General features: G+C 41.4%; 21 protein-coding genes and 1 tRNA gene. 8 read left to right on the top strand and 14 right to left on the bottom strand.

Translation table 11 applies throughout. The features are described from left to right. Positions 1 to 9: 9 nt before the first annotated feature. On the bottom strand, positions 10 to 255 hold the full coding sequence (locus tag CWC04_RS00110) for an OadG family protein (protein WP_024031602.1): 246 nt from the start codon (positions 253 to 255) through the stop codon (positions 10 to 12). A 528-nt stretch (positions 256 to 783) separates the two neighbouring features. On the opposite strand from CWC04_RS00110, the gene CWC04_RS00105 reads away from it, so the two are divergent. From CWC04_RS00105 to CWC04_RS00095, 3 genes are all read left to right on the top strand, one after another. Beyond that, positions 784 to 957 carry a DUF1328 domain-containing protein gene (locus CWC04_RS00105; RefSeq protein ID WP_002961939.1) on the top strand — a complete coding sequence of 58 codons (174 nt, stop codon included), beginning with the start codon at positions 784 to 786 and terminating at the stop codon, positions 955 to 957. A gap of 52 nt (positions 958 to 1,009) precedes the next feature. Beyond that, entirely contained in the window at positions 1,010 to 1,201 is a 192-nt protein-coding gene (locus CWC04_RS00100; protein WP_004587517.1) for a hypothetical protein, read from the top strand. 156 nt (positions 1,202 to 1,357) lie between these two features. Next, positions 1,358 to 1,825 (top strand): YcxB family protein, encoded by a 468-nt coding sequence (locus CWC04_RS00095; RefSeq protein WP_138684319.1) that lies wholly within the window; start codon positions 1,358 to 1,360, stop codon positions 1,823 to 1,825. Between the two features lie 50 nt (positions 1,826 to 1,875). On the opposite strand, the gene csrA is transcribed toward CWC04_RS00095, so the two are convergent. The 6 genes from csrA to CWC04_RS00065 all read right to left on the bottom strand — a co-directional run bounded on the left by csrA (position 1,876) and on the right by CWC04_RS00065 (position 7,945). Then, entirely contained in the window at positions 1,876 to 2,067 is a 192-nt protein-coding gene (csrA, locus tag CWC04_RS00090; RefSeq protein ID WP_004587515.1) for a carbon storage regulator CsrA, read from the bottom strand. Between the two features lie 89 nt (positions 2,068 to 2,156). After that, positions 2,157 to 3,374: an aspartate kinase gene (locus CWC04_RS00085; protein WP_054983851.1), complete on the bottom strand. Its 1,218-nt coding sequence runs from the start codon at positions 3,372 to 3,374 to the stop codon at positions 2,157 to 2,159. A gap of 6 nt (positions 3,375 to 3,380) precedes the next feature. Continuing rightward, on the bottom strand, positions 3,381 to 5,981 hold the full coding sequence (gene alaS, locus CWC04_RS00080; RefSeq protein WP_138684318.1) for an alanine--tRNA ligase: 2,601 nt from the start codon (positions 5,979 to 5,981) through the stop codon (positions 3,381 to 3,383). A 19-nt stretch (positions 5,982 to 6,000) separates the two neighbouring features. Next, positions 6,001 to 6,453, bottom strand: coding sequence for a regulatory protein RecX (locus tag CWC04_RS00075; RefSeq protein ID WP_004587512.1), 453 nt, complete (start codon positions 6,451 to 6,453; stop codon positions 6,001 to 6,003). Further along, a complete protein-coding gene (locus CWC04_RS00070; RefSeq protein ID WP_004587511.1) occupies positions 6,453 to 7,241 on the bottom strand; it encodes a BPSS1780 family membrane protein in 789 nt (262 codons plus the stop codon). The genes CWC04_RS00075 and CWC04_RS00070 overlap by 1 nt, the downstream gene beginning before the upstream one ends. A gap of 80 nt (positions 7,242 to 7,321) precedes the next feature. Continuing rightward, positions 7,322 to 7,945: a GTP cyclohydrolase II gene (locus CWC04_RS00065; protein ID WP_024031598.1), complete on the bottom strand. Its 624-nt coding sequence runs from the start codon at positions 7,943 to 7,945 to the stop codon at positions 7,322 to 7,324. 455 nt (positions 7,946 to 8,400) lie between these two features. Between CWC04_RS00065 and CWC04_RS00060 the strand changes: the two genes are divergently transcribed. Further along, a complete protein-coding gene (locus CWC04_RS00060) occupies positions 8,401 to 9,513 on the top strand; it encodes an energy transducer TonB (RefSeq protein ID WP_138684317.1) in 1,113 nt (370 codons plus the stop codon). Positions 9,514 to 9,555: 42 nt separating this feature from the next. On the opposite strand, the gene CWC04_RS00055 is transcribed toward CWC04_RS00060, so the two are convergent. After that, complete coding sequence (locus tag CWC04_RS00055; RefSeq protein ID WP_024031596.1) at positions 9,556 to 10,005, bottom strand: low molecular weight protein-tyrosine-phosphatase; 450 nt, start codon at positions 10,003 to 10,005, stop codon at positions 9,556 to 9,558. Positions 10,006 to 10,039: 34 nt separating this feature from the next. Beyond that, the gene (locus CWC04_RS00050; RefSeq protein WP_138684316.1) at positions 10,040 to 10,546 is read right to left on the bottom strand and encodes a DUF3087 domain-containing protein; all 507 of its coding nucleotides are present in this window, start codon (positions 10,544 to 10,546) and stop codon (positions 10,040 to 10,042) included. A 145-nt stretch (positions 10,547 to 10,691) separates the two neighbouring features. Here CWC04_RS00050 and CWC04_RS00045 point away from each other — a divergent pair, with 145 nt between their 5' ends. The 4 genes from CWC04_RS00045 (at position 10,692) to CWC04_RS00030 (ending at position 13,332) form a co-directional block, all read left to right on the top strand. Beyond that, on the top strand, positions 10,692 to 11,327 hold the full coding sequence (locus tag CWC04_RS00045; RefSeq protein ID WP_138684315.1) for an energy transducer TonB: 636 nt from the start codon (positions 10,692 to 10,694) through the stop codon (positions 11,325 to 11,327). A gap of 14 nt (positions 11,328 to 11,341) precedes the next feature. Then, positions 11,342 to 11,908, top strand: coding sequence for a sigma-70 family RNA polymerase sigma factor (locus tag CWC04_RS00040; protein WP_138684314.1), 567 nt, complete (start codon positions 11,342 to 11,344; stop codon positions 11,906 to 11,908). Continuing rightward, positions 11,901 to 12,524 (top strand): hypothetical protein, encoded by a 624-nt coding sequence (locus CWC04_RS00035; protein WP_138684313.1) that lies wholly within the window; start codon positions 11,901 to 11,903, stop codon positions 12,522 to 12,524. The genes CWC04_RS00040 and CWC04_RS00035 overlap by 8 nt, the downstream gene beginning before the upstream one ends. Before the next feature lie 298 nt (positions 12,525 to 12,822). After that, positions 12,823 to 13,332 (top strand): hypothetical protein, encoded by a 510-nt coding sequence (locus tag CWC04_RS00030; protein WP_138684312.1) that lies wholly within the window; start codon positions 12,823 to 12,825, stop codon positions 13,330 to 13,332. A 219-nt stretch (positions 13,333 to 13,551) separates the two neighbouring features. Here CWC04_RS00030 and CWC04_RS00025 read toward each other — a convergent pair whose 3' ends face one another. The 5 genes from CWC04_RS00025 to CWC04_RS00005 form a co-directional block, all read right to left on the bottom strand. Beyond that, on the bottom strand, positions 13,552 to 15,294 hold the full coding sequence (locus CWC04_RS00025) for a potassium/proton antiporter (protein WP_138684311.1): 1,743 nt from the start codon (positions 15,292 to 15,294) through the stop codon (positions 13,552 to 13,554). 174 nt (positions 15,295 to 15,468) lie between these two features. After that, the gene (locus CWC04_RS00020) at positions 15,469 to 16,845 is read right to left on the bottom strand and encodes a Na+/H+ antiporter NhaC family protein (RefSeq protein WP_029773935.1); all 1,377 of its coding nucleotides are present in this window, start codon (positions 16,843 to 16,845) and stop codon (positions 15,469 to 15,471) included. A 187-nt stretch (positions 16,846 to 17,032) separates the two neighbouring features. Next, positions 17,033 to 18,697, bottom strand: coding sequence for a penicillin binding protein PBP4B (gene pbp4b, locus CWC04_RS00015; protein ID WP_138684310.1), 1,665 nt, complete (start codon positions 18,695 to 18,697; stop codon positions 17,033 to 17,035). 9 nt (positions 18,698 to 18,706) lie between these two features. Continuing rightward, positions 18,707 to 19,894 carry an exo-beta-N-acetylmuramidase NamZ family protein gene (locus tag CWC04_RS00010; RefSeq protein ID WP_138684309.1) on the bottom strand — a complete coding sequence of 396 codons (1,188 nt, stop codon included), beginning with the start codon at positions 19,892 to 19,894 and terminating at the stop codon, positions 18,707 to 18,709. Between the two features lie 540 nt (positions 19,895 to 20,434). Beyond that, positions 20,435 to 20,511 (bottom strand) — tRNA-Arg (locus CWC04_RS00005). Between the last annotated feature and the right edge of the window lie 9 nt (positions 20,512 to 20,520).

Below are 20,520 nucleotides of genomic sequence, written 5' to 3'. Positions count from 1 at the left end.
GTGTGCCTCTTATTTATTATTTGATTTGTACTGAGCAATGGCAGCACTAATAGCAGCGATGTGCTCGTTTGGCACACCTTGAGATTTTAAAGATGGTGATTTAACCGGTATTGCAACTTCAGCCTCGTCAAAACGAGCAACCAAGTTAGACATGAGTGACACAGCACCAATCAATATTGAAAGAAATACAAACACGCCCACCATGCCCGTAAGCATCAAGCTACCTGCGGTTGTGAGTACAGCTCCTATATCCATTTTTCTCCCCCTGCACTATATAGCGATATAAAAAACCGCTTTATTTAAATAATTATTCACCGAATGATAACAAAACTTTTAACTTTGTCTACCACCTGTCAATTGGTAAAACCAATTAAAATTAAACTAACATACAGCCACAATAGTTAACATAGCTAATACTGGGTTAAATTAGCTTAGATATAGATGATAAAAATAACCGTTATAGGCAAAGGTTATATGGTTAAACCCAAAAAAACTTAAAAACCATAAAAAATAGTAAGTTAAACGGCAAGTAAAAAATCATTTTGCGCTAAAATGTAAATTGGTCTTACCAAGATTAATAAAGAAGCGCACAAAAAATATTTATTTTTTTACTCTCTTTACAATAGTGTGAATAAGTTACATCGTTAAACGTAAAACTTACCAATCCTAAATTTATAACCCTCGCTCAAAAAACCATAACATATTGAAAATTAATAAAATTAAACTCTGGCACGCAACTAGCATTATTACTTTCGAACGAATTTGATAACCAAGGAGAAAACAATGTTACGCTGGACAATTACATTTTTAGTTATTGCTTTAATCGCTGCAGTGTTAGGTTTTGGTGGTATCGCAGGTGCCGCAGCTGGTATAGCAAAAATTATATTCTTTATCTTTTTAGTACTTTTAGTGATTTCTTTAGTTTCAGGTGCGCTGCGCGGTAAATCGCCTAGGTAGCTACTAACATACTTAAAACACTAAACAATCAACATATACAAGGAATTACATTATGAACTCAACAACTTTAAAAGCAGCACTAATCGCCGTATTTGCAGGTTTCTTTATGATGGGTTGTGAAGACAACCACGCAGAAGAAGCAGGTGAGCGTATTGATGAAGCAGTAACTGACGTGCAAAACTCTGTTGAAGATGCATGTGAAAATGTAAAAGAAGGCGTTAACGCAGAAGAAACTAACTGTTAATCTGTTTGGTAACGTAAAAAACGGCTTTTAATAAGCCGTTTTTTTGTGCGCGAATAAAAAGCGGATTCTAACTCTTAAAATGCATAGTCTACATTAACGGGTGTGATTTTTACGCTAGCTTGTTAAAATAGCGAAAACTATTACTTATTAGCAATTATGGCACTGACCACCACTTACACACTCGATAAACCCTACTACTACGAATGCTTTGACGAGTCCCACTCTTATAGTAAAGCAGCCAAACCAAAGTATTTTTTGCTGGCATTACTGGTGTGCTTAGGTTTAATTAGTATTTACGCTATGGACGATCATTACCTAGGTACATTTTTAATAATGCTGGGTGTATTAGAATGCGTTGCCTTTTATTACCGCAGGCCTTGGTGGGTTGCGCGCCAAATGTTTAGTCGTGCTTCGGGCTCAACGGTTACTCTTTCGTTTACCGATGACGCTATTAGCACCGAAAACCACTATAAAAGCCATACATTTAAGTGGGCAGAAATAACCCATATTATTAAAACTAACCACGGCTACTTAGTGCACCATAATAAAGGTATGCAATATATTTCTAGCAGTGTATTAACCGATGAAATGCGCTATTTTATAAACAAAAAAGCCACTCAATGAGTGGCTTTTGGTATAGCTAAGTGCATTACTCAGCTAAGTATAACTGTTGATTAAGCATTGCCCGGATTAGGGTTAGACTTTTCAGCTTGTATACGCATGTAAATCTCTTCACGATGCACTGAAACGTCTTTAGGTGCGTTAACACCAATTCGAACTTGATTTCCTTTAACACCTAATACAGTAACAGTTACTTCGTCACCAATCATTAGGGTTTCACCTACTCTACGAGTTAGTATTAGCATTCTCTTGCTCCCATGTTCCAATAAATTATAAGATTCCGCTTGACCATTTTAATGAAAAATTGATTGAAAAGTAAGTAAAAACTCCCAAACTATCCATTTTCTGTTAAAAATTCTGAGTGTAACGCTCTTACTGCTAGTTCTAAATACTTCTCGTCAATTAAAACCGATACCTTGATTTCAGACGTCGATACTAAAACTATGTGTATACCTTCTTGCGCCAATGCATCAAAAAATTGATGCGCTACACCACTGTGAGACTTCATTCCTATGCCAACAGCCGACACTTTTGCAACTGTTGTATCACTAGAAATGCTATCAGCCTGCAGATTTACCTGTTGTTGAGTTAGTAAATCGTGTGCTTGCAAATAGTCATTTGAATGCACAGTAAAAGCATAGTCTATTTTTTCAAAGTTATGATTAACTTGACTAATCATATCTATTTCGATGCCATTTTCTGCAAAAAGTTTCAAAATTTTTGTAAGAGAATGAACACAGTATGGTACGCCATGTACCTTTATCAAGCATTCGTCACGATTAAACGCAATCCCCGACACAACCTTAGTTGGCATATCGCTCTCCTCAAAACTTATTAGCGTTCCTTCATCGGGCTCAAAACTCGAAAGCACCCTTAGCGGCATTTTATGATTACCAGCCGACTCAACAGCACGAATATGCAATACTTTTGCGCCTAAACTTGCCAGCTCTAGCATTTCGGCAAACGTTACATGGCGCATTCGCTGTGCGTTTGGTTCTACACGAGGATCAGTAGTGTATACGCCATCAACGTCGGTATAGATCTGACATTCATCGGCTTTTATTGCCGCGGCTATTTCTACCGCAGAGGTATCGGTGCCGCCGCGCCCAAGGGTTGTAATATTGCCCTCTACATCGCGCCCCTGAAAACCGGCAATAATCGCAATCCGATTATGCTCAAGCTCATGCTTTAAACGCGTCGCAGCAACCTCTTCAATACGGGCTTTACCAAACATGTTATCGGTTTGAATATTAACCTGATCGGCTAGTAGGCTTACAGCCGAATGGCCACGTTTTATAATAGCCATAGCAAGGAGCGAAACAGAAACCTGTTCTCCAGTGCTAATAAGTACGTCTAATTCTCGGCTACTCGGGCGAGTATCTATTTGCTTGGCGAGGTTAATTAAGCGGTTGGTTTCTCCCGACATGGCCGAAAGAACCACAACCACTTGATGACCTTGCTGCTTAGTTTTAACAACAAGGTCGGCGACCGCTTCTATTCGCTCAATAGAGCCAACCGAAGTGCCGCCAAACTTTTGGACAATAAGTGCCACGTAAGCTTAAACTTTCTCACTTACCCAGGCTGTCACGCTTTCAAGCGCGGCGTTTAGGTTTTCAGGCTGTGAACCACCCGCTTGTGCCATATCAGGACGACCGCCCCCTTTACCGCCTACTTGGCCTGCCATGTGGTTTACAAGCTCACCGGCTTTAACTTTACCGGTTAAATCTTTCGTTACACCGGCAATTAGGCTTACTTTTTCGCCGCTGGCAACACCCAGTGCAATAACACCTGAGCCAATCTTGTTTTTAAGGTCGTCAACCATGCCACGAAGCGCTTTAGACTCAGTTCCTTCAACGTTTGCCACTAGTAGCTTAACGCCATTAATTTCAACAATCGAATCAAGTAAAGACGCACCCGCTGCACTGGCTAGCTTATCGTTAAGCTGTGCAATTTGCTTTTCAAGGCCTTTAGACTTTTCAAGAAGCGCAGTTACTTTTTCAAGTACCGATGCGCTATCACCTTTTACCAGCGCCGCTACATCGTTTAGCTGTTTTTCTTGCTCGCTTACATACGCCACTGCATCTGCGCCTGTTACTGCTTCAATACGGCGCACGCCTGCAGCAATACCGCTTTCAGATACAATTTTAAATAAGCCAATATCTCCCGCGCGCTCTACGTGCGTACCGCCACACAGTTCAATTGAGTAATCGCCAATGGTTACTACGCGTACTTCATCGTCGTACTTTTCGCCAAACAGCGCCATTGCCCCTTTTGCTTTAGCGTCATCAATCGCCATAAGCTCAGTGTTTAGGGCAAAGTTACGACGAATTTCATCGTTAACTACACGCTCAATTTCACGTAGTTCGTCTTTAGTAACCGCTTCAAAGTGTGAGAAGTCAAAACGTAAACGCTCAGGCTCAACCAGCGAGCCTTTTTGGCTTACGTGTTCACCTAATAATTGGCGCAGAGCTTCGTGTAAAATATGCGTAGCTGTGTGATTTTTCTTAATGCGTTCACGGCGTGCATCATCAATAGTTGCGTCTACTTTATCGTTAACCGCAATGCGCCCTTGTACGCTACCGTGGTGCGCAAACGCATTACCCAGCTTAGTAGTGTTAGTCACTGTAAACTCGCCACCTGCAACAGTAATGGTACCGGTATCGCCTGTTTGGCCACCAGATTCTGCATAAAATGGCGTATGGTTAAGTACCACAATGCCTTGTTGGCCGTCTTCTAAAATAGAAACCGACTCACCATTTGCAAACACTTCTACTACTGTAGCGCTATGATGTGTGCTGTCGTAGCCTTTAAACTCAGTGTGTTTTTCTGACTTTAATTGCTCGTTATAATCGGCACCAAATTTACCCGCTTGCTGCGCTGTTTTACGCTGTACAGCCATGCACTCTTCAAAGCCTGCATGGTCTATTGTCATTTGGCGCTCACGGGCTACATCGGCCGTTAAATCAGCGGGGAAACCATAGGTGTCGTATAACTTAAATACTAAATCACCAGGAATAACATCGCCTTTAAGCTCGCTTAGGCTTTCCTCTAAAATAGCTAAGCCACGCTCAAGGGTTTTACCAAATTGTTCTTCTTCAATGCGCAGTACTTTTTCGATAATTTCTTGCTGCTTTGCCAGCTCTGGGTAAGCTTGGCCCATTTGTTCAATAAGCGCTGCAACCAGTTTATAGAAAAACGCACCTTGTGCACCAAGCTTGTTACCATGGCGTACTGCACGACGAATAATACGACGCAATACATAACCACGGCCTTCGTTTGATGGCATAACACCATCAGAAATTAAAAACGCACACGAACGAATATGATCCGCTACTACGCGAAGTGACTTATCATCCATATCTTGCGCGTTAGTTACACTTGCCGCAGCTGCAATTAAGCCTTGGAACAAATCGATTTCATAGTTTGAATGCACGCCTTGTAAAATAGCAGCAATACGCTCAAGGCCCATTCCCGTATCGACAGATTGCTTAGGCAGCGGCTCCATAGTACCGTCGCTTTGACGGTTGTACTGCATAAATACAAGGTTCCAAATTTCGATAAAGCGGTCGCCATCTTCTTCAGGCGAGCCCGGAGGACCACCCCAAATGTGCTCACCGTGATCGTAAAATATTTCAGAACACGGGCCACACGGGCCAGTATCGCCCATTGACCAAAAGTTATCTGAGGTAGCAATACGAATAATACGATCTTCGCTTAGGCCAATATCATTGTGCCAAAAGCCAAATGCATCTTCATCGTCGTGATAAATAGTAACAAGTAGTTTTTCTTGTGGTAATTTAACAACCTCAGTTAAAAACTCCCACGCAAACTTAATAGCGTCTTGTTTAAAGTAATCGCCAAAACTAAAGTTACCTAGCATTTCAAAAAATGTATGGTGACGCGCTGTGTAACCTACATTTTCTAAATCGTTATGTTTACCACCAGCACGCACACAACGCTGTGCACTTGTAGCACGCGTGTAAGGGCGAGTTTCGGCGCCTAAAAACACATCCTTAAAAGGAACCATGCCGGCATTGTTAAATAACAACGTGGCATCGTTACCCGGAATAAGTGAAGCCGATTGGACAATTTGGTGCTGTTTGCTGGCAAAAAAGTCTAAAAACTGTTGCCTAAGTTGTGCCGTAGTCATGTGCTGCATGTGAAAATCTCACCTGTATTTACTGTGCTTGCATTGCAAAATCAATTTGTTCGTAGCTAAATCCTCGGTACATTAAGTAGCGCACGCGCTTAGCTTTATCTTTGTACTCGAGGTTGGCCGGTGTAGTTGAATACTTCTTGTTGTACGCTTCCTGCGCAAGCTCAAACCAGTCTATTTCAAGCTCTTCAACCACTCTTTCAAGTAGTGAACGGTCAATCCCTTTGCCTATGGCTTCGCTTTGAATGCGCTTTAAGCCATGGCCTTTAAAAATGTGTTTTCTGACAAACCCTTCGCAATAGCGTTGCTCATTAATAAAATTGTGCTCTTCGCACCAATTAAGCAGGGTTTCTATAAACTCGTCGCTGGCTTCTTTTTGCTGAAGCTTAAAGGTTAACTCGCGGCGCGAATACTCTTGGCGCCCAAGTAACCACAGTACATAGTTTTTAAGCTTTTGTTTTAACTTATCATCCATTAAGCGTCAAAGCGCCCGCTTTGTTCACTGCTAAGTGGTTTAACATTACTATCGTCACTTGGCGGTACAACTGGCATAAAAATAGCCTGATAAGATACAAAGAAACTAATGTAGCAAATTGGCATTAAAATCAACAGCGGTAAGAACGATAAGAACATAGAAAGCGCCATAAATAACACACAAATAATGCCAAAAACACTCAATGCGAACAGGTTATGATAAAAAACCAATAGCGAATTTTTAAGCGCCGTTAAAATGCGTTTTTCTTTACTAAAATAAATAAGCGGTACCGCGTAAGCAAACGCCATTAAATACACCGCCATTGCCACTAAAAATAGCACCACACTGGCGCCCGAAATACTATTTAAGGTTTGCTCAAGCGCAATGTTAGGATCAAGCCCCTCTTGGCTCATAATAGCCACCGCATCGGCAAATAGGCCATTAGCTAATAAGGCCATTAAAATACCCGCCCCCATTTGGTAAAGCGCTAAACGTAGTAGTCCTAAACGGTTACCTTTTGCGCTAAAGGGTTTGAGTATGTCGGCCAGCATAATTTTACCGCCCTGCTGCTTGCTCAGTACCGCTTGGTAAAAACCAGCGGTTAAAAAAGGCGTAGCAAGTGCCGCAACAACTTGCAGCAAAGGTAAAAATAACGACAGTATGCCCACTATGCCTATTAATAAGTGCATAACTACAAAGGTAAATGGCTGGGTTTTAAAAATATGCCAACCGGCTTTAAACCACTTTAGCCCGGCATCGGCTTTAAAAATTCGTAATTCGTTAGACATACTGGCTCTTAAATTAAACAAAACACGCCAAGTATAACTTGGCGTGAGGGGGGATTAACAGACACTACATGATTAAATAGTTAAGGTTTTTTAATTTTTTTAATATCTAACATATGTGCGCCGTGTTTTATTTTGGTTTCTAGGTAAGCTTTGTTACCTGTAAGGCCTGCTTTAATATGCGCATGGGTACCAATAACGGTGTCTACTTCAATGCCGGCATCTTTTAATGCATTAAGCTTTTTAGGGTTATTGGTCATTAATTTAACGTGGCTTAAATTAAGTGCGTTGAGCATTAATACCGCGTCCGAAAAATCTCGTAAGTCGTCGGCAAAGCCTAAGTGGTTATTAGCCTCGTAAGTGTTCATACCTTGAGATTGCAGCACGTAAGCATCAATTTTATTATATAAACCAATACCTCGGCCCTCTTGGCGTAAATACAATAACACCCCGCCTTGCTCGTGCATCATTTCAATACACTCATTTAACTGCTCGCCACAATCGCAGCGCGATGAATGAAACACATCACCGGTTAAACACTCAGAGTGCATGCGAATAAGCGGCACATTTTGATTTACATCAGCATTATTAAATACAAACGCAACGTGTTCTTGGCCGTCTTTTAAGCCACTAAAAGACACTATTTCTGCGGGAATATCACTATTTTTGCCAACATTAAGCTGGGCTCTTGCTCTTACTTGCGCCACGACAAATCCAAATAATTAAATAACTACGACACCATAAGGTGATAATATCACAAATGTTTAAAGTTAGATCGTAGTACACTAGGTTTATGGCAAATATATGGCGATTACACAGCCTATTTTCAATCTTAATATGCAATAAACTCCCACTACCTAGAGCTATTTCCCCAAAACAATGACAAACTTGTACGCATTTGCTATTTTAATTTTATTACTTTTACCACGCTGCTTATACATTAAGTTAATACACCGCACCTATAAAAAGCTAAAACGGTGTTACCTAGTTACCTCAGTAGACACTATTAGTACAGTTTAATGACGAAAGTTAGTTACAGCTTAGTGCACATGGGTATTAGGTAATTAGTTAGTTTTATAAGCAAGCGCCCACACAAAGAGTAATGAAAACTATTATCACTTGTGGTATTTTGTTTCTAGATTGAACACTAATAGGGATTATTATGAAAGCACAACGCCTCGCCTTAGTTATCGGATTAACCTTTACGGCTTTTGCAAGCCAGGCCAATGCAAGCCAAGTAAGCGATGATAAAGCCGCCTTTTCTGATGCATACCAAAGTTATTTAACGGCTGTTAAAAAAGACGAAAACATAGAGCAAGCAGCTAAACATGCCTATATTACAGGCCTTGCGCTTTATGGTGATAAAAGTGATAACACCGCAAGCCTTGCTATTAATTACGCCAAAGCAATTACAGCGCCGCGCTCTATCAACGACAAAAAAAATGTATCAGAGCAACGCTTCGAACTTTACTCGCAAGCCTATACAATACTGGCAAATAACCACGGTAAAAATGCAATAGAAACAATCGATGCCCTAATAGGCAAAGCGGAAAACACCAGCTCGGCCTATCAAGCCGATAACGATTACGACCGTATAATTGAAATAGCTAAAACACAAAACAACCCTAAATTTGTTGCCGATATGCAGTTTGAAGCAGCCTCGCTGCTAGCCAAAAAATTTGCTCATAAAAAATACCATAAAGCTAAAACACTGCTTAACCAAGCCGATGACTACTACCGTAATAACCTAGACGACAACACCGTAGAGCGCATTAAAGCCGACTTTTTAATGGCGTCGTTTGCTCAAGGTAAGAAAAAATACAATGAAGCCATTGAACGACTAAACCATGTTGTATCGGTATTTGATAACAACTTAAGCTTTGATCACAGCGCTGAGCTTACTGCGCACTCAAAGCTTGTTAACCTTTACGAAAAAACAGGCCAAAGCGAACAAGCCACTAAGCATTGTTTAGCAATTGCTAAAATGGTGCCGTGGAAAAAAACACAAGAGCAAACACCTATATACCGCAAAAACCCTGAGTACCCACAAAACAAAGCACGCCAAATGCGAGATGGTATTGTCGTTGTTGAATTTGACGTAGATACCGCTGGCTTTGTTAAAAACCCAGAGGTAGTTAGCTCACAAGGGGGGAAAGAGTTTGAAAGGTCAGCACTTACAGCACTTAAAAAGTGGCGTTATGCACCAAAATTTGAAGACGGCCAACCCGTTGTTGCAAGTACGCAAGTACAGCTCGACTTTAAAATAGCCAGATAACACGCAAGGTATTATAGCGTCTTTTTGTTCAGGTAGTTTTACTCAAAGCTTTGCGAGTATTTTATCGCTAGCGGCTTCAATTAAATCGAGCACATTTTCAAAGCCATCATCGCCGCCGTAGTATGGGTCGGGTATGGCGCTTTGGCTTTGCTCGCCGTATTCTAAAAACAATGCCAGCTTGTAATGTAAATGGGTGGGGCATTGCGCTTTTAAGTCAGCTAAGTTTTGTGTGTCGGCCGCTAAAATTAAATCAAACTCAGTAAAATCGCTGCTGCGAACTGGGCGCGAAAATATACCTTTAAAGCTATAACCGCGTTTTTCGCCTGCAGCCATTGAGCGGCTATCTGGCGTTTTACCTTCGTGGTAGCCAATAGTCCCTGCCGAGTCGACTTTTACCTCAACACCTAATTTTTTAGCACGCGCTTTTAACACCGCCTCTGCTGTGGGCGAGCGGCAAATATTACCTAAACACACTATCAGTACTTTTTTCATTAAGGCTCCTTTAGCTAATTTAACCACCTAGGCTTTAAAACTGTTTTAATATAGCCTCGTTATAGTCATCGGCATTTAACGTCAGGTTATACTTGGCCGCCACACTATCAAGCTCCGCTTGTTTTATAGCTAACTCATCCATAGTAATGGTGTTATCGTCAAGCTGCCATAAAAGCCGTGAGCCCGCATAACTATAATGAATCGCTAACAATGCATCGGCATTACCCTCGCGCCCTGCCGCTTTTAGCTTTGGCATTTTGCGGGTTATTTTATTAAGCGCTTGTTTAAGCTCCCACACATATACCACTTCGGTCATAAAACTATGGGTACGGTATTTATTTAACAGCCAGCCAATGGCCAAACTTGTTATAACAACACCGGTTAAATTCCAATGAAAGTGACTCTCGCTTTCATCAGGAAACAACGCAATTAACGTTTGCGATATAGCCAAGCTACCAACAGCTAAACCCGCCGCACACCCAGCAATTACCCTATTTAAATGTTTGCGGTAACGTGCTTTATCTATTTGTATGAGTTGCATAACAGCCTAAAAAATTAATAAGTAAAAATATAGCGAACGCTATTGTAACTAAACCCCGCAATTTTTATAAAATTATTTAACCCCTTTTTGATTTGCCCCCCGTTATAGCTTTTAAACAACCCAATAAGTTTACTCGGAGCGGCTTATGCACACACTTGAAATACCCAATAATTCAGCATTTATTAAAACATCAACCGCCGTTATTGGCGGCGCAGTAATGACCTTTGCCGCCTTTGCATTTATGCAATACCTAATTAGTGGCGAGCAGCGCGCACCTATAAAGCTCGGCGACGATATTATTGTAGAGATTTTTCAGACACCAGAGGATTCACAAGTAAGGCATATACAAAAAATACAGCCACCACCGCCTGTGCCAAAAACGCCGCCTAAAGCACCACCAATAGATACCTCAAACGACCCTGTAATAGCGATTAACGAATTAACACCGGTCACTATTGATGATTTTGGAGATGATATAAATAGCACGATTAACCGCCCAACAGGCGATGCAACACCCATAGTACGCATAAATCCAAAATACCCAACAGCTGCCGCGCGCAATGGCATAGAAGGCTGGGTGCAACTGAGCTTTAGTATTTCGCCCACCGGCGAAGTAATAAACCCAGTGGTAATAAACGCCGAGCCCAAACGCACCTTTGACCGCGAAGCAATAAGAGCCATAAAACGCTGGAAATATCGCCCCAAAGTAATAGAAGGTGTGGCACAATTACAAACAGATCAAACCGTACAGCTCGATTTTAAATTAGATAACTCTATTTAACGGACTAAACGCCTATGCTACTCAGTATTAAGTCATGGTTATTTGAAACGCCAAGCAAGGATTGCATGGCAAGTTACGCAAAAAGTGGCGACAACCGCTACTTAGAGCAGCTTATTGCCTTATACAGTAACGATTTATATCACTACCTAGTGACGCAATCTAATACGCATTTAGCATACGACGTAAGCCAACAAACCTGGCTAAAAGTAATCGAAAAACGCCACCTTTACCAAGCGCAAACCACGCCAAAAGCGTGGTTATTTAAACTCGCGCGCAACACATTAGTAGACGAATACCGCAAACAGCAACGCTTTGTAGAGCTTGACGAAAACACCCACCTACCCGCGCAGCAAAATGAGCAAGGTAATAACAATAGTATTAGCAATATAAATTACCAAGCGTTCGATAGCGCACTCAAGCAACTGAGCTTTGTACAGCGCGAAGTCATTACCTTACAACAAGAAGGCTTTAGCCTTGCCGACATAGAGCTTATAACGCAAAGCAACCATGAGAGCGTAAAAACAAGGCTGCGCTATGCCAAGCAAAACCTTAAACGTTTATTAGGAGCAAACAATGAATAAGCCTGATGAGCAGTTTGATCAAAAGCTCACTCAACACTACAAAGAGCGAAAAGCACGCACTACACTCAGCGCTTCCCAACAAAAAGCGTTACTTAATAATGCCAGCCATAAAAAGCCCTCAAGGCTTAGTTTTACGCTACAGTTAACCAGCCTTGCCTGCGCACTGGGCGTATTCGCCTTTATTGTGTTTGATAGTAACGAGGGCATTAACCACGCACCTAAAACGGTGCTTAACAGCTCATTTAAAACTATAGACATTCACGACTACTCAATTATTAAAACCCACGAAATAACCCCATCGGGCAGTTACACAAGCGCCATTACCGAGCAAAAACACGCACTCGATACTCAACACGCTAATAGCTTGCGCTTACACCAACAACGCCACATAGAATACGGCACGCTAGTAAAGGTTGATAACGACTGGTACATAGCCAGCTGTAATGACGAGGTACTAGTGCAAATTAAGCAGTCACTGCTCAGTGATTTAAAGGGTAAACATGCGGTAGAAAGTGGTCTAAATACGGGTGATATGCTGGCTATGGCGCATAACGGTAAAGGGCAGATTGTAGCACTTAAACATGCGGGTGCTGGAGTTAGGCAGTGTGGGGCTTAGGTGGTTTAGCTCAGTTAAGGTTGGTGGTAGTGGTAATTTAGATATATATTACCACCGAGAACACAGAGGCGCTTCGCGCTGCACAGAGGTAAAATTACTACATAGCTAACTTTATTCCTCATCATTATTTCAAGCCTCGAGTAGCGCCCTATAAAAGTTAGAAAGCAGTCAGTCTCATTTTGGTTTTTATTGACAGCAAATATATTCACTCCTGAAAATACATTATTTTAGCTCTTTGGATTTATGAGTTGTACGAATATAATTTTATTTAACTTTTAGTTTAAATTTAAGAAAAAATATGAAAAAGCTACTTTTACTCGTTTTTACTATTTATACATTTTGCTGCTCGTTTGTGCAGGCTGAGGCTTTAGTGAGTAACGTATTTGTAGTACCGGTTGAAAAGCGCTTTGAAAACTTTACCTTAGTTAAGGTAAACCCTAAATACACAGTTCTTGATTACAAAGCGCTTATGTCTGCTCGCGAGTTTATTCAAAATAGCTTAGGCACAACATGGCCTGCTGATAACTTTACTTTGGATGAAAACACACAAACATTAGAAAATGATTTAATCGCATTTGATAATAAAGAATCTTTTACCTTCCATGTAATGAATAACAATAAAACGAAAGTGATTGGCTGCATTTACATTTCAGGTGCCGCTAGTGATAAGTTTGACGCCACCGTGTTTAGTTGGGTCGCTAAAGAGCATATTGCTACACCACTTTTTACCGAATTAAAAACGAGCGTTAAAGCATGGATTAAAAACGAATGGCCTTTTGCACGCGTTGATTACTCATTTAATAAGTAAAATCCACATTCAATGCTTTATAAAACCTGCTATTAAGCAGGCTTTTATGTATTTTGTAATTAAACTCAGGCTAACACCCGGTGTATCAGCAAGCTATGCGCTTAAAATAAACACTACATATAATTAGCTTGGGTTTGCTCATTGCATCGGTGATACGTTGGGTTTCGTGTCACTCAACCCAACCTACGTCGCTAATATCTTGTAAATTATCGGTAATGGTTACTGCTTTAAAAGTCGTTGTTCTGGATTGTGTAAGTACTTTAAGCCAATGGTCACTATACGCGTATGTACCATTGTTATAACGCGTAGTTGAACATTACCAATAACCACAATTGACCCTTTACTGATTTCTCCTGAGAGCTTTTGGTTGATCACCTCTTCCAAGCTTATGCCCTCTGGCGCGTCTATTTTCATGTGGTATGAGTAAAATATATCGCCTACTAGCGTAACCCCTTTCACTTTAAGTTCGTTGCGCGCTAAGTGACTGTCTTGATGGTTTGTTTTATCGGTTGCTGTAAAAACTAAATCAACAAAAGGTCTGTTAGCGGGTTTTAAAACAACAAATAAATGATCGTTTGGTTTTAATTTAGTTGAGCCGCGTGGCGGTATGATTGAAGGTCCTCGTGTGATCATGGCTACAACTACACTTTCTGGCAGTGCAGCATGAGACAAACTGCGCCCAGAAACCCGAGAAACATCACTTAACGTGTACTCTACAATTTCTATATCAATATCGTTTAAGGCGGTAATTTCGAGCGTTGCAGCTGCTAAATCGGGTGGCGGCTCTATTAAACTTAACTTTTTAGCCATCCAAGGCATAGTTGAGCCTTGCAACGTGGCCGAGATTAACACCACGAAAAAAACCACATTAAAAATAAGCTCCGCCCCTGAAAGGCCAAACAACAGTGGGAATATAGCTAAAATAATCGGCACTGAGCCTCTTAACCCCACCCAAGATACAAATAAAGTTTCGCGATTATTAAAGCCAAATAATTTTAAAATTGGCGCTACCGCTAGTGGGCGAGCAACAAAAATAAGTGCCAGTGCAATTAACAACCCTTCTAGCCATACATCAACCAACGACGAGGGGTTAATTAAAAGCCCTAACACAACAAACATGGTTATTTGCCCAAGCCACGCTAAACCATCGTGAAACAGAAAAATACCGCGTTTATATACAAATTTACTGTTACCTAAAATAACGCCGGTTATAAATACAGCTAAAAAGCCACTGCCGCCAAGCGTTGCAGAAAGGCCAAAAGAAAGCAGCCCAAATGCGGTTACCATTACTAAATACAAACCTGATGCATTTAATTTTATTCGATTAATAAACCACACCGACACCTTACCAATTAAAAACCCACAAACGGCGCCTACGCCCATTTGCTGGACAAATAACTGCAGTAAACCCAGCCCTATTGGCATGTCGTTCACTAGCATTTCGAGCAAACCAACCGTTAAAAAAATAGCCATTGGGTCGTTCGAGGCACTTTCTATTTCAAGGGTTGATTTAAGCTTTTTATTTAGGTGAATACCGGCGCTTCGTAAAAGTGCAAATACCGCTGCGGCATCTGTAGAGCCCACAATAGCGCCCAGCAAAACGCCTTGTAATACGGGTAAGTCTAAAATATAAGTGGCGACAAGGCCGGTAATTACCGCCGTTAATAGCACCCCAACCGTTGCTAAAGCCGAAGCAGGTTTCCACACTTGTTTAATAGAGCTGGTTGGCGTTTGTAGCCCACCATCAAATAGAATAATAGCCAGTGCTAACGTGCCCAGAGCATGCGCAGCCTCTGCGTTATCAAATGATATACCGGCAATACCGTCTTCACCTGCAAGCATGCCCACCAGTAAAAATAGCACTAGCACGGGTAAGCCAACGCGCGCAGATAGCTTGCTCGAGATAACCCCTAGTAAAATTAAAATGGCACTAACAAGAATGATATTATCTATTACAAACATAGTGTGGGTTTACAGCCTTGTATAAGTTAAAAAGTAAGAATTTATAGCTATTAAAAAGCTTAAAGCTCATGCCATACAATAACCTAAAAAATATAAATACGGGTACTTAACTGCATATTTAAAACAAAAAAGCCTGCGATTAAGCAGGCCTTTGAGTATTTAAACGAGCAAATTTTATAACACTATTATGCTTGTTACTAAGTACGCTATAAACGTCAGTGCGCCGCCAAATAATGCATACGGTAGCTGCGTTTTAACGTGGGTGAGCAAATCACACCCCGAGGCGAGTGCCGATACGGCGCTGGTGTCGGATATAGGGGAGCAGTGATCGCCAAATATACCGCCGCCTAAAATAGCGCCTACCACCAGTGAAGGTGGCAAACCGAGCGCCTGAATAAGCGGTACGCCAATAGGAATAAGTATGGCAAATGTGCCCCACGATGTACCCGTAGTAAACGACATAACCGCGCCGGTTAAAAACAGCACTGGTACAATTAAGTAAATAGGTAGGTAATCACCCACTAGTGATGCGACAAATACGCCCGTGCCTAGCTCTTTTAAGCTTGCGCCCAGTGTAAGTGAAAGCAATACAATGCTCACTAGCGGTAATAACTCGCCCATGCCTTTAAAGCCGGTGTCGACTAATTGATGGTGAGTAAATTGGCGCGAGCTAATCATTAAAACATATGCAACTACAATGGCTAATACCGTTGCGTATAAAACCGATTTAGAGCCGCTGCCTTCTGCAAGTACGCCGTTGCCGGTGTAAAACATAAAGCCTACCATGCTCACAATTAGGGTAAGTAATGGCACGAGCATGTAACGCGCTTTAGAGCCTTTTACTTCTTCTTTTAGATCGGTTTTTTGCAGCTCTAGCTTTTGCTCGGCTTCTTTCATTGGGCCGTGTACTTTATCAAACGCGATAGTGTAAAACACAATGACTAGCGTGATAATGGCGTAAAAGTTGTACCCTACGCTGCCCCATAAAATAGAAACCGCCGATTCGCTTAGTTCGTAATTGCCAAGTAAACCCAGTACAAATGCGCCCCAACCGTTAAGTAATATTAAAATACACACCGGTGCACTGGTACTATCAATAATATAAGCAAGACGCGCTCGGCTCATTTTAAATTTGTCGAACAGACCACGCGATACAATACCTGAGGTTAATACGCTGAGGTTTGACTCTATAAATACCGCGATGCCGGTAAACATGGTTAAAAAGCCAACTTGGCGCTTACTTTTTGCAATGCCTTTATTCATAAGCATATTAACGGTGGCTGCTACGCCGCCAGATTCGCGTATGTAGGCAAGCAAGGCACCAATCATAATACTAAATATTAAAATGCGAGTGTTACCCGGCGAGCTGGCTACCGATATTATGCGCTCAATGGTATTTAAAAATGTAGCAAATAAGGTATTACCCTCGCCTTGTATAGCGAGTAAAAATTCTGACGAAGCCACGGCCACCAAAAGTGCCATTATTACTTCTTTTCGCCAAAATACGATAGCGATAGCAATGAGCGGCGGTAATATAGAATACCAAGACATAAATTAACCTTTATTAATAGCGAAGTGCGTTCGCTTTATTCACGTTGAAACGCTTATTTTACAGGCCGTTTTAAAAATGAGGCCTGAATTTGTAAACCGCTTAGCTTAATGGATTGGCTTAGTTAAGTCACCTGCAAATAAATCACTTAAGGCACTGCACTTAGGCCGTTTTAGCCTAAACGATAATTTATTGATTTAGTACTGCTTCGTAAATAAGCGATACCACCGAGCCATATTGCGCGGTCTCGTATTGTTTGCCCAAAAACTGGTAATGTTTTTGGCTTCCTTTTATTTTTGTGTGCCGTGCATTGGTCAATAAAATAATGGCTAAATCGTAGGTTGGATCAATAACCGTTACTGTACCCGTCCAGCCGGTGTGCCCATACGCTTGTGCACTTGCGTAAGGGCCAAAATGCCAACGCCTGGCTTGGTTGTTACCTGCAAGCCTAAAGCCTAGGCCATAGGTTTCGTTGTTTAATTGTGGCGTTACAAACTGCGCTAAGGTTGATGCGCTAAATAATTGGGTATTGCCAAAGCCACCTTGGTTTAATAGTACTTGGCAAAGCACAGCTAAATCGGGTGCATTACTAAATAAACCGGCATGCCCTGCTACGCCATTAAACGAATAAAATGCTCGCTCGTCGTGCACTTCGCCTTGCAAAACATTGGTACGAATATTATCAAAGGTAATACGGCCATCACGGGTATTGCCGCTAAGCTCGGTTGCTGCAAATTCAGCGCGTTTAAAGCCCTTTTTAAGTGGGTTAAATACCGTATTGGTCAGTTTAAGTGGGGCGTAAATGTGTTGCTCTAGGTAGTCATCAAGTGGTTGCCCGGTTATACGCTCAACTAGTACGCCTAAAATCATGTAATCAATATCGGAGTAAACAGCTTGTGCGGGGTATTTATTGCTCAGCGGTACTTGCGTAAGTAACAGCTGCTTTGTGGTTTGGCTATTTTGCGAAAAATACGCATCGCCATTTTTAGTTTCTTTACGATGAAAATCAAACACAGGCGGGTAACCCGCTGTATGCGTGAGTAAATCTTTAACTGTGCGCAGCTCGCGGCCATCACCTTTGTATTCGGGTAAGTAACTTTGTACGGAGTTATTTATATTTAAAAGCCCTTCACTTACAAGTTTCATAAGGGCAAAATTAGTGGCAAATATTTTGGTGTTAGAGGCTAAATCAAACAGAGTATGTGTTTGCATTGGCTCTGGGCGTAGTAGCATTAAATCACTTTGCTGGTACTTTTTGGCTTCGCCATAGGCACTAAGCTTTATGAGTTCGCCACTTTTAATAACGGCTAATACCGCCCCAGGAAAACCAGCTTGTATGTCTTTTTCAATAAGGGCATCGACCTGGCTAAAGTCTATATTACTTTGCGCAGCGGTATTTAAGGTCGGAAACTCAAAGCGCAAGGTAAGGCTTGCGCCTTTAGGTTTAATATTTTCAACCTTAAACGTATTTACCCCGTTGTGGGTGCGCCTTGCTAGCGAATACTCATATAAAGTATTAGCGGCTAATTGATTGGTAATATTAAGCTTTTGGTTATTTATAAAAATATCGGCGCTTATCGCGTTATTATTTTGAATTAATAACTGCCCTCGCCCTTTATACGCTTTGAATGTGCCACGGTTATTTACGTACTCACGGCTACTTGGGTTAGCCTCAGGAAAAGTGACAATAACTTGGGCGTTTGGAAGCGTTACTAATTTGCTTTGCTTAAGCTCACTTGCTGTAAACTCATTTGGCTTATTTGCCGTACTGCACGCTACAAGAGTAACACTAACAAGCGCCAGTAAAGCCGTTTTAAAACAGCTGCTTAATTTTTTATTTATTACTAAAGCCATTTGCACCCCTTACTTGTACAGCAAATACGGCGCTCGTTGCTTTTTAAATGCTGCAAGCCCTTGCTGCCAACTTTGTTTTATTTGCTGCTCTGATTGCCCTGCTTCAATAGCTAACCGTAGTTTGTTGGTACCAGCCAATTTATCCATAAAATCAGCGCGTTCAAAAAAGGTAATATTGTTTTTAGATAATTTATTATAAGCCGTAATTAAATAACTTAAATCAAGCCCACGCGTGTTTGCTGTGCGTAGATCGAGCCCTTTTACAGGAGTATTTTTAAATTTAGGGTTTGCTGCCGCCCCTTTAATAGAGCGCGGTGTAAAACTAAAATCCCCAAGCGCAACGGGCGAGTAGCCAATTACTTGAAACGCAAAGTCGGTGCCTCTGCCAATACTTACAGGGGTTGACTCAAAAAAGCAAAGCGACGGATACAGCGCAATTGATTGATCGTTCGGTAAATTAGGGCTGGGTTTTACAGGTAAATTGTAGGATGTTGAGCGCGTATAATGATCAACTGGGATCACCGTAAGCTTTAAATCAGCCGCTTTATTGATCCAGCTTTCGCCTTTAATCATTTTAGCAAGCTCGCCTACTGTCATGCCGTGCAGCACGGGTATTGGGTGCATGCCTACAAACGATTTAAATTGGCGCTCAAGTATTGGCCCATCAACGTAGGCAATATTGGGGTTTGGCCTATCAAGCGCAATAAACTCAATACCTTGCTCGGCTGCGGCTTCCATCATGTAATGCATAGAGCTTATGTAGGTATAAAAGCGCACGCCCACATCTTGTATATCAAAAATAATAACATCTACTTCGCTCAGAGCCTCAGCGCTTGGTTTTTTGTTTTTACCATAAATAGAAATAAGCGGGATACCGGTTTTACTATCAACCGCATTTTTAACATGGGCTCCAGCGTCGTGATCGCCTCTAAAGCCATGTTCAGGTGCAAAAATTTTGGTTATGTTTATATTTTTAGTGAGTAAAGCATCAACTAAATGAGTATTTTCAACAAGCGATGTTTGATTTACCACAAGCCCAACACGTTTATTTTGTAGCTGCGGCAAATAATGTTTGTATTGAGCAGCGCCAACAATTGGCGTTGTTTGAGCTGTTTGAGCTGTGTGAGCGTGCGCGCCCACATTAAAAATAGTGATAATAAATAGTAAAACAAAGGTGATGAATACAGCTTTAAACATACAGCAAGTTCCTTTTAAACAAGGTGTTTAAAATACCACAGCTTAAGTTAAAGAGCAGTGAATGGTTTTGAGCTGTACATAAGTAACTAGAAGCTGCGCTTCTAACGTGATCACGCTCTACGTCCACGACAATTAAACTCAGGCTTTAAAGTTTTCCCGTAGGCGCTAAGCTTGCTAGCGCGACGAGCATAGCTCGTAAATGGGTTAAATACTAATGTTGGTTTTGAGCTTCTCATTTATTCCTCTTTCACTTCTCTTTGTAATGTTTCTTAAAACAAATTATTCACAAAGAGGTTAAGAGGCGCTGCGCTTTTAGAGAAGTGACTGAATAGAAGATTTGGCACTATGTAAAATTGGATTTTACTAATACCTGATAGCTGAAAGCTTTCTCAAATTTCAGACACAAAAAAACCGACTTAATGTCGGCATATGTATGAAAGTGGTGGGCGCAGGACGTATCTTCTAAGAGTGAACCTCCGACCGCTTGGCTTTTTAAGCCAACACTTTACTTATTTATACTCTAAGCAGAGTCTATGAAAGTGGTGGGCGCAGGAGGATTCGAACCTCCGACCGCCTGGTTCGTAGCCAGGTACTCTATCCAGCTGAGCTATGCGCCCACTTTCATT

The sequence above is a fragment of the Pseudoalteromonas sp. S2893 genome (assembly GCF_005887105.1).
Taxonomy (GTDB): Bacteria; Pseudomonadota; Gammaproteobacteria; order Enterobacterales; family Alteromonadaceae; genus Pseudoalteromonas; species Pseudoalteromonas atlantica.
This window is presented reverse-complemented; position numbering and strand designations above follow the sequence as displayed.

Coding starts and splice junctions, on each gene's coding strand:
- CWC04_RS00110 (WP_024031602.1), bottom strand. CDS start 255: ATGGATATAGGAGCTGTACTCACAACCGCAGGTAGCTTGATGCTTACG.
- CWC04_RS00105 (WP_002961939.1), top strand. CDS start 784: ATGTTACGCTGGACAATTACATTTTTAGTTATTGCTTTAATCGCTGCA.
- CWC04_RS00100 (WP_004587517.1), top strand. CDS start 1,010: ATGAACTCAACAACTTTAAAAGCAGCACTAATCGCCGTATTTGCAGGT.
- CWC04_RS00095 (WP_138684319.1), top strand. CDS start 1,358: ATGGCACTGACCACCACTTACACACTCGATAAACCCTACTACTACGAA.
- csrA (WP_004587515.1), bottom strand. CDS start 2,067: ATGCTAATACTAACTCGTAGAGTAGGTGAAACCCTAATGATTGGTGAC.
- alaS (WP_138684318.1), bottom strand. CDS start 5,981: ATGCAGCACATGACTACGGCACAACTTAGGCAACAGTTTTTAGACTTT.
- CWC04_RS00075 (WP_004587512.1), bottom strand. CDS start 6,453: ATGGATGATAAGTTAAAACAAAAGCTTAAAAACTATGTACTGTGGTTA.
- CWC04_RS00070 (WP_004587511.1), bottom strand. CDS start 7,241: ATGTCTAACGAATTACGAATTTTTAAAGCCGATGCCGGGCTAAAGTGG.
- CWC04_RS00060 (WP_138684317.1), top strand. CDS start 8,401: ATGAAAGCACAACGCCTCGCCTTAGTTATCGGATTAACCTTTACGGCT.
- CWC04_RS00055 (WP_024031596.1), bottom strand. CDS start 10,005: ATGAAAAAAGTACTGATAGTGTGTTTAGGTAATATTTGCCGCTCGCCC.
- CWC04_RS00050 (WP_138684316.1), bottom strand. CDS start 10,546: ATGCAACTCATACAAATAGATAAAGCACGTTACCGCAAACATTTAAAT.
- CWC04_RS00045 (WP_138684315.1), top strand. CDS start 10,692: ATGCACACACTTGAAATACCCAATAATTCAGCATTTATTAAAACATCA.
- CWC04_RS00040 (WP_138684314.1), top strand. CDS start 11,342: ATGCTACTCAGTATTAAGTCATGGTTATTTGAAACGCCAAGCAAGGAT.
- CWC04_RS00035 (WP_138684313.1), top strand. CDS start 11,901: ATGAATAAGCCTGATGAGCAGTTTGATCAAAAGCTCACTCAACACTAC.
- CWC04_RS00030 (WP_138684312.1), top strand. CDS start 12,823: ATGAAAAAGCTACTTTTACTCGTTTTTACTATTTATACATTTTGCTGC.
- CWC04_RS00025 (WP_138684311.1), bottom strand. CDS start 15,294: ATGTTTGTAATAGATAATATCATTCTTGTTAGTGCCATTTTAATTTTA.
- CWC04_RS00020 (WP_029773935.1), bottom strand. CDS start 16,845: ATGTCTTGGTATTCTATATTACCGCCGCTCATTGCTATCGCTATCGTA.
- pbp4b (WP_138684310.1), bottom strand. CDS start 18,697: ATGGCTTTAGTAATAAATAAAAAATTAAGCAGCTGTTTTAAAACGGCT.
- CWC04_RS00010 (WP_138684309.1), bottom strand. CDS start 19,894: ATGTTTAAAGCTGTATTCATCACCTTTGTTTTACTATTTATTATCACT.